This window comes from Nocardiopsis sp. LDBS0036 (assembly GCF_041228755.1).
Classification (GTDB): domain Bacteria; phylum Actinomycetota; class Actinomycetes; order Streptosporangiales; family Streptosporangiaceae; genus Nocardiopsis; species Nocardiopsis dassonvillei.
Genome location: NZ_CP141103.1, coordinates 3,919,195 through 3,931,894, shown reverse-complemented (window position 1 = coordinate 3,931,894; position 12,700 = coordinate 3,919,195). Strand labels below are relative to the sequence as shown.

Genomic DNA, 12,700 nt, shown 5'->3' with positions numbered 1-12,700 from the left:
GTATCGGGTAGACCGAAGGACATGGACCCGACACGTATCGCCTTCGAAGAACGGGGGAGCGGCCGCCCCCTGGTCCTCCTCCACGGACTCGGGGACCGCCGCCAGAGCTGGACCGCCGTGATGCGGCGGCTCTCCGCCGACTACCGCGTCGTCTGCGTGGACCTGCCGGGGTTCGGCGCCTCACCGGGGCCCGGCCCCGACGAGCCCTACGACGTCCTCACCCTGACCGACGACATCGAGGCGTTCTGCCGCCTGCACGGGCTGGAGCGCCCGCACCTGGCGGGCAACTCGCTCGGCGGATCGATCGCCCTCGAACTGGGGGTCCGGGGGCTGGCCGCGTCCGTGACGGTGTTCTCCCCGGCGGGGTTCTCCGACAGGCTCGCCCGGTGCGCGATACGCGGGGTCGGCGCGCTCTCCCGCCTGGCCGCGCGCGTCCCGATGCCGGTCAAGGAGCGCCTGGCCAACACCGCCCCGGCCAGGACGGCCGCGCGGATCGCGCTGCGCGGCGACCCCTCGACGCCCGAGGCCAAGGCGACCCGGTTCAGCGTCCGGGGCCTCCAGCAGGGCTCGCCCTACATCCGGCTCGTGCCGCGCATCGCCGAGTACGTCTTCACGGCACGGCCGATCGAGTGCCCGGTCACCATCGCCTGGGGCGACCGCGACCGGACGCTGCTGCCGTCCAGCGCCGCGCACGCCCACCACCGGGTGCCCAACGCGCGCATGGTCTCGCTGATCGGCAGCGGGCACATCCCCATGGCCGACGACCCGGTCACGGCCGCCGAGCACGTCCGGTGGACCTGCCGCGCCGCCGACCTGGGGAGCGCCAAGGCCGCCGCGCGCAACGCGGCCGGGCGGGTGACCAAACCCGGTCCCCCGGACTGAGCCCGGACCCCTAGCAGCTGAAACCGCCGTCGGTGCTGATCACCTGGCCGGTCACCCACGAGGCCTCGTCGGTGGTCAGCCAGGCCAGCAGCCTGGCCGGGTCGTCGGGCAGGCCCACCCGCCCGGCCGGGAAGCCGGGCAGGACGCGGCGCATGAGGTCCCCGTCGATGTAGCCGGTCTGCACCGGGCCGGGGTCGACGGCGTTCACGGTGATGCCGCGCGGGCCCAGCTCGGCGGCGACGGTCGGGGTGATCTGGGCCAGGACCGCCTTGGCCGACGCGTACGCCACCTCGCCGGGCATCGCCCCGCGGATCTGCCCGGAGGTCATGAACAGCACCCGGCCTCCGGGGCGACCGTCGTGCCGCGCCGCGAAGGCCTGGGCGAGCAGGATCGGCGCGCGGGCGTCGACCGCCCAGTGCCCGTCGAGCATCTCCAGGGTCACCTCGGCCAGCGTCGCGTCGCCGCCGTTGCGCGCGTGGTTGGCCACCAGGACGTCCAGGTGCCCGAACTCGGCCACGGTCGCCTCCACCACCCGCCGGGGCGCGTCGGGGTCGGCCATGTCCGCGCCGACGTCGGCCACGCGGGCGGCGGGGTCGCCGAGCACCTCGCGCACGCCGTCGAGCACGGCGGTGAGGTCGTCGCTGCCCCAGGGCAGCTCCGCGTCGTGCGGCTGGTGGTGGTGGACCATCACCGAGGCGCCGTACGCGGCGAGGCGGCGGGCGACGGCGTAGCCGATGCCGCCGCGCCTGCTCGCGCCGGTGACCAGGGCGGTCCTGCCGCGCAGGGGCAGGGGGTCGCGGGACAGGGCGTCCCGGCCGGGGTGTTCGGGGGAGGGGCCGGAGTGGGCCATGGCGGGCCTGCCTTCTGCCGTGGACGGACGGGGAGCCGGCCCCGCCGCGGGTCCGGGCGGTGCCGGGGCGACTCTGGCAGAAGGGGTGGGGCGGCGCACCCGGTTTTTCGGCCTTCCTCCGGAGCCGCGTGCCCTCCGGAGCCGCGTGTCCGGAATGTTCTGTCCCGGGAACGATGGTGTGTTCTGTTGACCGGGCTCCCCGGTCTACCGCGGTGTCGAGTTCGCGGGATACCGTGGACCCGCTCACCGACGCCTTGAGGAGGCAGTGGATTGACACCATCGACACGACCGGCCCCGGGCCTGCCCGAGTGGCTGCGCGAGGAGGAGCGGCGGCTGTACGGCTTCGCCGCGGGATCCGCCGTGTCCGACGGCTTCGGCTGGCTCGACGCGGACGGGCGTGTGGAGCGGGACCGGCCCGCCGCCGCCTGGATCACCGCGCGGATGACGCACGTGTTCTCCCTGGCCCACCTGCGGGGGGAGGCCGACGCCGGACGGCTGGCCGACCACGGTGTGGCGTCCCTGGCGACGGGCCCCCTGCGCGACGCCCGGGACGGCGGCTGGTTCGACCGGGTGCCGGACGACACCGGGGGGAACACTCCCCGGGAGCGCTCCCATGAGCTGCCGCGCAAGTCGGCCTACGAGCACGCGTTCGTGGTCCTGGCCGCCTCCAGCGCCACCCTCGCCGGTCGCCCGGGAGCGCGTGAGCTGCTCGACGACGCGCTGCGGGTCGTCGAGGAGCGCTTCTGGGAGGAGTCCGCGGGCGCCCTGCGCGAGAGCTGGGACAGCGGGTGGACCGCCACCGAGGACTACCGGGGCGCCAACAGCAACATGCACGCCGTGGAGGCCTTCCTGGCCGCGGCCGATGCCACCGGCGACGCCGTGTGGGCCCGCCGCGCGCTCTCCGTCGCCGAACGCCTGATCCATGGCGTGGCCGCCGAGCACGACTGGCGCCTGCCCGAGCACTTCACCTCCGACTGGAAGCCCGTCCCGGACTACAACCGGGACCGGCCCGACCACCCCTTCCGGCCCTTCGGGAGCACCACCGGCCACCTGCTCGAATGGGCGCGCCTGCTGGTCCACCTGGAGGTCGCGCTGAGCCGTGCGGGCGACCCCGTCCCCGCGTGGCTGCGCACCGACGCCGAGGCGCTGTTCGACCACGCCGTCCGGCGCGGCTGGGCCGTCGACGGCGCCGAGGGGTTCGTCTACACCCTCGACTGGCAGGACCGGCCGGTCGTGCGCGAGCGCATGCACTGGGTGGTGGCCGAGGCCGCCATGGCAGCCTGGGCGCTGGGGGAGCACACCGGCGTGGCCACCTACGCCGACCTGCACGAACGCTGGTGGGCCTACGCCGACCGGTACCACGTGGACCGCGAACGCGGCAGCTGGTACCACGAACTGGACCCGGACAACCGCCCGGCCGCGAGCGTGTGGCCGGGCAAACCGGACGTCTACCACGCCTACCAGGCGGCACTCCTGCCCCAGATCGGGCTGTCGGCCTCCATCGCGGCCGCCCTCCTGCCCGGCACCGACCACGACTCCGGAGGAAACGCGTGACCGCCGACAACACAGGGGACGCGCAGGGCGCCCCGGCCGGAGGGACCGCGGGGGCCGGGTCCTCCCCCCGCCTCGTCGTGGTGGGCGAGAACGTCATGGACCTATTGCCCACGTCCCACGGCCCCGACGTGCTCAAGGCGGCGCCCGGCGGAGGTCCGGCCAACACGGCGGTGGCGGCGGCCCGGCTGGGCACGCCCACGCGGCTGCTCGCGCGGATCGGCGCGGACGGCTTCGGCGAGCTGATCCGCGAGCGCCTGCTCGGGGAGGGGCTGGACCCGGCGGGACTGCTCCCGGCCCGGGAGCCGACGGCGCTGGCCCTGGCCACGCTCGGCCGGGACGGGTCGGCCCGCTACGACTTCCGCATGGACGACGCCGCCGACTGGCGCTGGCGGACGGGGGAGCTGCCCGAGGAGCTGGAACCGGGGGTCCGCGCGCTGCACGCCGCGTCGATAGCGCTGTTCCGCGAGCCCGGCGCCACCCTGATCGAGGCGATGCTGCGCCGCGAGCACGGGCGCGGGCGGGTGACGCTCACCCTGGACCCCAACATCCGCCACGACGTCATCGGCGACCCCGTCACCGCGCGGGCGCTGGCCCTGCGCCACGCCGCGCAGGCGCACCTGGTGAAGGCGAGCGACGAGGACCTGGCGTTCCTGTACCCGGACCTGTCCCCGGTCCGGGCGGCCCACGCCGTCGCCGCGCTGGGCCCGGTGCTGGTGGTGGTGACCATGGGCGCCGACGGGGCCCTGGCGGTCTGCCGGGGCGAGGAGGTGGCGGTGGCCGCGCCCAGGACCGAGGTGGCCGACACCGTGGGCGCGGGCGACTCCTTCATGGGCGCCCTGCTGAACTGGCTGGACCGTCACGACCGGCTGGGGGAGGACCCGCGGGCCCGCCTCGCCGGACTGGACGAGGCGGACCTGGAGGCCCTGCTGGGGTTCGCGGTCTCGGTCGCCGCGGTCACGGTGACCCGGGAGGGGGCGAACCCGCCCACCATGGCCGAGGTGGCGGGCGTGGACGGGAGCCCCGGGGACCCGGGAAGCCCGGGGGAGCTGGCCCGGCGGTAGCCCCGGCCGCCTTGGGGCGCTCCGGGGTGCAGTGGTGGTCCCGGCCGCCTTCGGGCGCTCCGAGCGGCCTCCGGGAGCGGCTGCCCGGCGGGGCTGCCGGAGCCGGTGGCCGGACGCGGGCAGCACGACGTGGGAGGGCCCTGGGGACCCCCCGTATCCAGGAAACCGCGGATCCGGGGCGGGCGGTAGCCCCTGTGGACAACGGCGGCCCGCCCTCCTCAGACGAGGCCCTCCCTCGTCTGGACCACGAGGCGGTCCACCACGTCGGCGAGTCTGCCCCGCCGGGCGTACACCGCGCGCTGGCGGGCGGCCCCGCTCCCGGCCGCCCGCACCCGGTCGAGCAGCGAGGAGGCCAGGTCGGCGTCGCCGTTGGCCAGCAGGCCGGGCATCGCGGCGTGCAGCAGCCGTTCGGCGGCCGCGTGCCCGGGCAGCGCCTCACCGGTCAGCGGGTCGGGCACCACGCCCTCCAACCCGTCCCGGGCGGCCCGCCACACGGCGGCCCGCAGCGCCTGGTCGGGGATGGCGGGCGCGGGGACCCCGTAGAGCACGTCGGCGAGCGCGCGACCGGTCAGGCCGCGGACCAGCAGGGCCAGCAGCAGCGCCTCCTCGGCGGTGGCGGCCACGTCGCTCACCCGGATCTCCAGCGTGGGCAGGTGGTCGGAGAGGCGGACGTCCCAGTAGACCATCCGCCGGTCCAGGATCGCCCCGGAGTCGGAGAGCGCCCGCACCGCCTGCTCGTGCTCGGCCAGGGAGCGCAGGAACGGGGGAGGGCCGGCCGAGGGCAGCCGGTTCCAGGCGACCGTGCGCCAGCTGGAGTAGCCGGTGTCGCGTCCGGCGTGGAACGGCGAGTTCGCCGACAGCGCCACCAGGAACGGCAGCCACCGGCGCAGGTGGTTGCCCACGGCCACGGCGGTCTCCCGGTCGGGGACGCCCACGTGCACGTGGCAGCCGCACACCACGTGCGACTCGCGCAGCGCGCCGAAGTGCGCGGTGATGTCGGCGTAGCGGCGCCCCTCACTGGTCCCCACCGAGGCCGGATCGCCCAGGACGGCGGTGCCGGAGGCGACGACGGCGAGCCCGGCCGCGCCCGCGGCGCGGTCCAGCTCCCCGCGCGCCGCGCGCAGGAAGCGCAGGGCCTCGCCCGCGTCGTCGCACACCGGGCTGTTGGCCTCCACCTGCGCGCGGGAGAACTCACCGCACAGGTGGTCGCCCAGGACGCGGGTGTTGGCGAGCACCTCGGGCGCCCGCGACAGGATGAGGCGGGTGCCGGGGTCGACGACGAAGAACTCCTCCTCGACGCCGAAGGTCGGGGGCACGGTGCGGTTGCCGGTGCGGGTGCCGGCGGACACCGGCCGCCGCGTGTCGTGTGCTGCCGTGGAGCGGTTCTCCATGGGCGTCGGTCCCTCCCTGCCGTAGGGGCGCTCCCTCACGGGGCGTCCCGGACTGGATATCCCCGTCGGGGGCGGTCGCGACAGTGTCCTGAAGAAGATAAAAAGCTATCCATGTGATCTTTTGTCCCGTTTGCCGGTATCGCGGGTGTGTCGTTGCGCGCACGTTACGGCTTGATAACCCTGCTCCCGGCCCGCGTGGGAGCCGGGGCGGCGCGGGACCCCCGGAAGGGTGAGCCCCGTCACTTTCCCCGACCACGGAAACCCAGGTGGGCACCGTGATGCCCTGCCCGCGCACCCGTCCCGTGAGTACCGCGAGTACCCCAACCCAGGCCCGTCACGCACGTCGCGTGCGACTCCGGGTGAGCATCGGTGAAACGACCAGTGTGGTCGCCCGCACCTGCCGCGTCGGGGGCCCGCTGTGCGAATGTGTGCACGTGACTGGCAGGAACACACAACCCCCCGTCACCCGCCTCCGGGGTCGCGACACGGAGCAGCGGGCCCTCTCCGACGCCCTGGACGACGCGCGGTCCCGCCGGGGCGCCTCCCTGCTCCTCTCCGGAGGCCCCGGGCGCGGCAAGACGGCGCTCCTGGAGCACCTGAGCGGGTCCGCGGGTGGTTTCACCGTGCTCCGCGCGGACGGGGTCGCCGACGAGGCGGACCTGCCCCTGGCCGGGCTCCAGCGCCTCCTCCGCCCCCTCGCGGAGGAGACCGAGCGCCTTCCCGAGCCCCGGCGCGGCCTGCTCCGCGACGCCCTGACCCGGGGAGCGGTCGCCGACGCCGACCGGCTCGCCCTCTACACCGGCCTGGTCGAACTGCTCTCCCGCGCCGCGGCCGACCGCCCCCTCCTGCTGTGCGTGGACGACGCCGACCGGCTCGACGCGCCCTCGCTGGACGCCCTGGCCTTCGTCGCGCGGCGCCTCGCCGGAACCCCCGTCGCCGCCGTCCTCACCGCGCGCGAGGGCCGCGGCAAGCCCGCCGGGGCCCGCGTGCCCGAGGCCGACGCCGAGCCCCCTCCCGACGCCCTCGTCCCCGGTGTCACCGAACTCCCGCTCGCGCCACTGGAGGAGCGGGCGGTCCACGACATCCTCACCGACAGGGCCCCGGTCACCCCGGCCTCCGCCGTGCGCTCCGCCCTGGTCCGCGCCGCCCACGGCAACCCCGCCGCCGTCCTCGGCCTCCTGCGGGGGCTGTCCCGGGCCCAGCTCCTGGGCGAGGAACCCCTCCCCGCCCCGCCGCGCCTGCCCGGCCGCCTGCGCGCCGGCTTCCTCGCCCCCTACCGCGATCTCCCCGAGCGGACCCGCCGCCTGCTGCTGCTCGCCGCCCTCGGCGACGAGCCCCGCGTCCACCGGCTGCTGGAGGCCTGCGAGGAACCCGGACCGAACACCACCGGCCCCGGACCGACCGTCACCGACCTCGAACCCGCCGAGGAGCGCGGCCTGGTGCGGGTGGAGGGCGACACCGTCGTCTTCACCGACCCCCTGGCGCGCGAGGCCATCGCCCAGGACGCCCCCGCCGGGCGACTGCGCGCCGCGCACCGGGCCCTGGCCCGCGCCTGCGACCCCGAACTCTCGCCCGCCGAGTTCGTCCGCCACACCGCCTCGGGGGCCGACGCGCCCGACGCCGGGCTCGCCGAAGCCGCCACCGCCGCCGCCCGGCGCGTCAAGCGGATCGAGGGCCGCCTCGCCGCCTCCCACGCCTACGAGCGCGCCGCCGACCTGTGCCCCGACCCCGACGAGCGCGCCTGCCGACTGAACACGGCCTCCTACGAGGCCTACATGGCCGGGAGCTCGGCGCGCGCCACCCGGCTGCTCGCGCGGGCGCGCCCCCTGGCGGTGACGGACCGGCGGCGGGCGACCTCCGACCTCATCGACGCCCAGATCGCCATGCGCGGCGAGAACGCCATGGACGTCGCCGAACGCCTGCTCACCGTAGGCCGCGAACTCATCCCCCACGACCGCTTCCTGGCCCTGCGCGCCCTCGTGCGCTCGGCCGACGCCGCCTCCCTCGCCGGGGACGCCGTCCGCCACGGCCGGGCCGCCGAACTGGCCCTGCCCCTGGTCGGCCCGGACGACCCGGCGCCGATGCGCATGGTCGCGTCCTTCCTGGAGGGGTGCGCGGTCTCCTTCCGCGGCGACTACCCCGGCTCCACCCCGCTGCTGCGCGAGGCCACCGGGCTGGCCGCGATCGCCAAGCCCTCCGAACTGGTCTGGGCGGGCATCAGCGGCCTGCGCCTGGGCGACGCGCCGTTCGTGCGCTCGGTGACCTCGCGCGCCGTCGAGGTCGGCCGCCTGCGCGGCGAACGGGCCACCCTGCCCGCCGCGCTGGGCTTCCTGGTCTTCTCCGAGTTCTGGAGCGGGCGCTTCCCCTCGGCCGCGGGGACCGCCCTGACCGGCCTGCGGGTCTCCCGCGAGACCGGCCAGACCGTGTGGGCCACCCAGCACCTGGCGTCCCTGGCGATGATCGCCGCCATCCAGGGAGACGTGGACACCTGCCGCATCCGGGCGCGCGCGGTCGCCGCCCAGGCGGGGGAGAACAGCCTCGGCCTCGCCGCCGCCCTGTCGGCGTGGGCACTGGCCGTCCTGGAGCTGTCCCGGGGCAACGCCGCGGAGGCGTTCTTCCGGCTGCGCGCCCTGGTCCACGCCGCCCCAGGGCACGGCCACCCCACCATGCGGCTGCTCACCGCCCCGCACTTCGTGGAGGCGGCGACCCGCATGGGCGAGACCGAGTGGGCGCGCACCTCCCTGGCCGGGTACCGGCGCTGGGCCGAGTCGGTGGGCAGCCCGAGCACGCTGGCGCTGGCCGCCCGGGGCTCGGGCCTGCTGGCCGCGGGCGACGAGGCATGCGACCACTTCGAGAACGCGCTGGCCCTGCACCGGGCCTGCGGCGACGACGACGTCGAGCACGCGCGCACCCAGCTGCTGTTCGGCGCCCACCTGCGCCGGGCCCGCATGCCCGGCCGGGCCCGCGAGCACCTGTACAACGCGCTGGAGTCCTTCGAACGCTTCGGGGCGCGGCTGTGGGTGCGCCAGACCCGCGCCGAGCTGCGCGCGATCGGGACCGCCGAACGCGGCCCCGACCCCGTCTCCACCAGCGAGCTGACCGCGCAACAGCAGCAGATCGCCCGGCTGGTCGCCGAGGGGGCCACCAACCGCGAGGTGGCCGCCCACATGTTCATCAGCCCGCGCACGGTCGAGCACCACCTGCGCGGCATCTTCCGCAAGCTCAACATCAGGTCCCGCGTGGACCTGGCCCGCCTGTTCAACTGACCCCGGGCCGACGGTCGAGGCGCCGCCGGACACCCCCCTCATACCAACTGGTCGGTACGCCTCCGGTCGAAGAGAAAGGCAGCCCATGACGACGACCGCAACGGAGCACCTCCTGAGCGCTGACGGGGTGACCGTGCGCTTCGGGGGCCTCACCGCGCTCGACGGCGTCGGACTCCGGGTCGCGCCCGGGTCCGTCGTCGGCCTCATCGGCCCCAACGGAGCGGGCAAGACCACCCTGTTCAACGTCCTGTCCGGCGTCCTGCGCCCCACCGCCGGGACCATCACCTGGAAGGGCGCCCCGCCGCCCGGCCGCCGCCCCCACCACCTCGCCCGCGCCGGTATCGCCCGGACCTTCCAGGGCCTCAACCTCTTCCCGATGATGACGGTCCTGGACAACGTCGTCGCCGGGGCCGACCGCCTCGCCTCCGGAGGCCCGTTCTCACTGCTCACCGGGCTGGGACGGCACCACCGCGACGAACGTGAGCTGCGCGGGCGCGCCCTGGCCGCCCTGGAGCGCTTCGGGGTCGCCGAGCACGCCCACCGGCTGCCCGCCACCCTGCCCTACGGCGTGCAGAAGCAGGTCGCCCTCGCGCGCGCCTGCGTCGGCGAACCCGAACTCCTCCTGCTCGACGAACCCGCCAGCGGGCTGTCCGGAGCGCAGATCGACGCCCTCGCCGACCGGATCCGCGGCTTCAGCCGGGACATGGCCGTCGTCCTCGTCGAGCACCACATGGACCTGGTCATGCGGGTCTGCGACCACATCGTCGTGCTGAACTTCGGCCGGGTCATCTCCACCGGCACCCCCGCCGAGGTCCAGGCCGACCCCCTCGTCACCCAGGCCTACCTCGGCACCCCCGCGGACGCACCCGAGGACACCCCCGCGGACGCGCCCGGCCGGGACACGGGAACCCCGGCCCGAGCCACGGCCGCCGCCCCCACGGACACCCCCGCCGCCGGTCCCGGCGACGCGAACGGAGCCGCCCGATGACCGCCCCGCCCCTGCTGACCGTCGAGGAGCTCAGCGCCTCCTACGGAGCCGTCCGCGCCCTGGACCGCGTGTCCCTCACCGTCCCGGCCAAGGGCGTGTGCGCCGTCCTCGGCGCCAATGGAGCGGGCAAGACCACCCTGCTGCGCACCCTCACCGGCCTCCACCCGGCCGCCTCCGGGCGCGTCCTGCTCGACGGCGAGGACATCACCGGCCTGCCCGCCGAGAAGGTCATCACCCGCGGCCTCGCCCACGTCCCCGAGGGCGGCGGCGTCATCGTCGAACTCACCGTCGAGGAGAACCTGCGCCTGGGCGGGCTGTGGCGGTCCGACCGCCGCCGCGACTCCGCCATGGGCGAGGTCCTGGAGCTCTTCCCACCCCTGGCCGAGCGGCGCGCCAGGCCCGCCAGCACCCTCTCCGGGGGCGAGCGCCAGATGCTCGCCATCGGCCGCGCCCTCATGGCCCGGCCCCGGGTGCTGCTGCTCGACGAGCCCTCATTGGGCCTCGCACCCCTGGTCACCAGGCAGATCTTCACCCTCCTGCGCGACCTGCGCGACCGCACCGGGCTCACCGTCGTCCTGGTCGAGCAGAACGCGGCCGGGGCGCTGTCGGTCACCGAGACCGGGTTCGTCCTCAACCAGGGGCGCGTCGCGGTCGGGGGCGCCTCCGCCGACCTGCTCTCCGACGACCGCACGCGCCACGCCTACCTGGGCTTTTAGAGGAGTCCCCGCATGACCCACTTCATCAACCTGACCCTCAACGGGCTGGCGTCCGGGGCGGCCTACGCGGCGCTGGCGCTGTCCCTGGTGATCATCTACCAGGCCACCCGCCTGGTGAACTTCGCCCAGCCCGCGCTCGCCCTGGTCGCGGTCTACACGGCCTACACCGTCACCCAGCTCACCGGCTCGTACTGGCTCGGCTTCGCCGCCGCGCTCACCGCGGGCCTGGCCGCGGGCGCGCTGGTCGAGCGGTTCGTCATCCGGCCCATCGCCCGCGTCTCCCAGCTCAACGCCATCATCGTCACCCTCGGCCTCCTCCTGGTCGTCCAGGGGCTGGTCGGGATGGTCTGGGGCAACGAGCAGCACGGGTTCGGCTACGCGTTCAGCTACGTGGGCCGCTTCTCGCCCGCCAACGTGTTCGCCCTGGTGTCGGTCGGAGCCGTCGCGCTGCTCCTGTTCGCCCTGTACCGGTTCACCCCCCTGGGCCTGCGCATGCGCGCCGCCGCCTTCCACCCCGAGGCCGCCCGGCTCAGCGGCGTGCGGGTGGGCCTGATGCTCACCGCGGGGTGGGCGATCGCCTCCTTCATCGGCGCCCTGGCGGGCATGCTCGCCGGACCGCCGTTCATCTCCCCGAACGTGTTCGACGCCGTGTTCGTCTACGGCATCACCGCCGCCGTCATCGGCGGCCTGGACAACCCGTTCGGCGCCGTCCTCGGGGGGATGCTCATCGGCCTCGGTATGTCCTACGTGTCCGGCTACGCCGGGCCCGAGCTGGCCACCCTCGCCGCCCTCGTCATCGTCGTCGCGGTGCTGAGCGTGCGCCCCGACGGCATCCTGTCCCGCCCGGCCGCGCGAAAGGTGTAGCGATGCCCTCACCCACCCGGCAGCGCGCGGAGCGCGCCGCCGCCCCCCACCCCCCGAACCCGTCCGCCGCCTCCGGCGGCCGGTGGCGCGCGCTGCCCGCGCCGCTGCGCCACCTGCTCCTGGCCGGCCTCGGACTCGCCGCCGTCACCGCGCTGCTGCTGGCCACCGGAGACCTCACGGCGCTGCGCGTGGCCGCCGTCGGCTACACCATGCTGGCCGTCGCCGGGCTGCAACTGCTCGTCGGCGGCAGCGGCCAGGTGTCCCTCGGCCACGGCGCGTTCATGATGATCGGCGCCTACACGATGGCTCTGCTGGTCCTGTACCAGCCCATGCTCCCCCTGGCGGTGAACCTGCTGCTCATCGCGGGGGCCTCCGCCGTCGCCGGGATCGCGGTCGGCGCGGCCACGGCACGCCTGCACGGCCCCTACCTGGCGGGGGCCACCCTCATCCTCGCGGTCGGCCTGCCCGGGCTCACCCACCGCTACCACGAGCTCCTCGGCGGCAGCAACGGCCTCAACATCCGCACGGCGGGCGCGCCGCCCCTCCTCCAGGGCCTGGTCACCGACAGCGAGTGGAAGGCCCTGGTCGTGTGGACCGCCGTGGTGATCGGCCTGGCCGTGCTGGCCACCGTCTCCACCGGCCGCCTGGGCCGCCGCATGCGCGCCATCCGCGACGACGAGACCGCGGCCGCCATGGCCGGGATCCCGGTCGGCACGACGAAGGTGGTCGCGTTCGTCATCGCCTCGGCGACGGGCGGCCTCGCGGGCGGTCTCCAGGCCTACGTGCTCGGCACCGCGACCCCCAGCACCTTCACCCTCGCGCTGTCGCTGACCCTGCTCGCGGCCCTCGTCCTGGGCGGCATCGGCAGCCTGTGGGGTGCGCTGTGGGCCGCGGTCGCCATCGTCTACCTGGAGGTCTGGGTCTCCGACCTGGCCGGAGCCCTGGGCCTGAGCCGCGACGCGGAGAACAACCTCCCGATCGTGTTCTTCGGAGTGGTCCTCATCCTCGTCCTGCGCTTCTGGCCCCTGGGAATCCACGGCGCGCTCCAGCGCCTGACCGCACGCCTCGGACCCGCCGGGTCCGGACCCCGCTAGTCGGTGCCGGGGCGCCCGCCCGCCCGGCACCGCT

Annotated in this window: 10 protein-coding genes; 8 read left to right on the top strand and 2 right to left on the bottom strand. The window is 75.6% G+C overall.

Annotated elements, in window-relative coordinates; all coding sequences use genetic code 11:
• The first annotated feature begins 21 nt into the window (after positions 1 to 21).
• On the top strand, positions 22 to 882 hold the full coding sequence (locus UIS43_RS16595) for an alpha/beta fold hydrolase (RefSeq protein ID WP_013155593.1): 861 nt from the start codon (positions 22 to 24) through the stop codon (positions 880 to 882).
• 10 nt (positions 883 to 892) lie between these two features.
• Here UIS43_RS16595 and UIS43_RS16590 read toward each other — a convergent pair whose 3' ends face one another.
• Positions 893 to 1,732 (bottom strand): SDR family oxidoreductase, encoded by an 840-nt coding sequence (locus tag UIS43_RS16590; RefSeq protein WP_071623016.1) that lies wholly within the window; start codon positions 1,730 to 1,732, stop codon positions 893 to 895.
• 270 nt (positions 1,733 to 2,002) lie between these two features.
• Here UIS43_RS16590 and UIS43_RS16585 point away from each other — a divergent pair, with 270 nt between their 5' ends.
• Complete coding sequence (locus tag UIS43_RS16585; protein WP_370010721.1) at positions 2,003 to 3,286, top strand: AGE family epimerase/isomerase; 1,284 nt, start codon at positions 2,003 to 2,005, stop codon at positions 3,284 to 3,286.
• On the top strand, positions 3,283 to 4,347 hold the full coding sequence (locus tag UIS43_RS16580; RefSeq protein ID WP_117199013.1) for a carbohydrate kinase: 1,065 nt from the start codon (positions 3,283 to 3,285) through the stop codon (positions 4,345 to 4,347). Before UIS43_RS16585 ends, UIS43_RS16580 begins: the two co-directional genes overlap by 4 nt.
• A gap of 218 nt (positions 4,348 to 4,565) precedes the next feature.
• Here UIS43_RS16580 and UIS43_RS16575 read toward each other — a convergent pair whose 3' ends face one another.
• On the bottom strand, positions 4,566 to 5,738 hold the full coding sequence (locus UIS43_RS16575; protein WP_370010719.1) for a glutamate--cysteine ligase: 1,173 nt from the start codon (positions 5,736 to 5,738) through the stop codon (positions 4,566 to 4,568).
• Positions 5,739 to 6,121: 383 nt separating this feature from the next.
• On the opposite strand from UIS43_RS16575, the gene UIS43_RS16570 reads away from it, so the two are divergent.
• From UIS43_RS16570 to UIS43_RS16550, 5 genes are all read left to right on the top strand, one after another.
• Positions 6,122 to 9,004 (top strand): AAA family ATPase, encoded by a 2,883-nt coding sequence (locus UIS43_RS16570; protein WP_370013259.1) that lies wholly within the window; start codon positions 6,122 to 6,124, stop codon positions 9,002 to 9,004.
• A gap of 85 nt (positions 9,005 to 9,089) precedes the next feature.
• A complete protein-coding gene (locus UIS43_RS16565) occupies positions 9,090 to 9,992 on the top strand; it encodes an ABC transporter ATP-binding protein (protein WP_013155588.1) in 903 nt (300 codons plus the stop codon).
• Positions 9,989 to 10,708, top strand: a complete 720-nt coding sequence (locus UIS43_RS16560) for an ABC transporter ATP-binding protein (RefSeq protein ID WP_370010716.1) — start codon at positions 9,989 to 9,991, stop codon at positions 10,706 to 10,708. The genes UIS43_RS16565 and UIS43_RS16560 overlap by 4 nt, the downstream gene beginning before the upstream one ends.
• A gap of 12 nt (positions 10,709 to 10,720) precedes the next feature.
• Positions 10,721 to 11,572, top strand: coding sequence for a branched-chain amino acid ABC transporter permease (locus tag UIS43_RS16555; RefSeq protein WP_013155586.1), 852 nt, complete (start codon positions 10,721 to 10,723; stop codon positions 11,570 to 11,572).
• A gap of 2 nt (positions 11,573 to 11,574) precedes the next feature.
• A complete protein-coding gene (locus UIS43_RS16550) occupies positions 11,575 to 12,666 on the top strand; it encodes a branched-chain amino acid ABC transporter permease (protein WP_370010714.1) in 1,092 nt (363 codons plus the stop codon).
• Positions 12,667 to 12,700: the final 34 nt, after the last annotated feature.

Excerpts from the sequence above, each read along its gene's own strand:
- UIS43_RS16565 (WP_013155588.1), top strand. The coding sequence starts at position 9,090 with ATGACGACGACCGCAACGGAGCACCTCCTGAGCGCTGACGGGGTGACC.
- UIS43_RS16555 (WP_013155586.1), top strand. The coding sequence starts at position 10,721 with ATGACCCACTTCATCAACCTGACCCTCAACGGGCTGGCGTCCGGGGCG.
- UIS43_RS16560 (WP_370010716.1), top strand. The coding sequence starts at position 9,989 with ATGACCGCCCCGCCCCTGCTGACCGTCGAGGAGCTCAGCGCCTCCTAC.
- UIS43_RS16590 (WP_071623016.1), bottom strand. The coding sequence starts at position 1,732 with ATGGCCCACTCCGGCCCCTCCCCCGAACACCCCGGCCGGGACGCCCTG.
- UIS43_RS16595 (WP_013155593.1), top strand. The coding sequence starts at position 22 with ATGGACCCGACACGTATCGCCTTCGAAGAACGGGGGAGCGGCCGCCCC.
- UIS43_RS16550 (WP_370010714.1), top strand. The coding sequence starts at position 11,575 with ATGCCCTCACCCACCCGGCAGCGCGCGGAGCGCGCCGCCGCCCCCCAC.
- UIS43_RS16575 (WP_370010719.1), bottom strand. The coding sequence starts at position 5,738 with ATGGAGAACCGCTCCACGGCAGCACACGACACGCGGCGGCCGGTGTCC.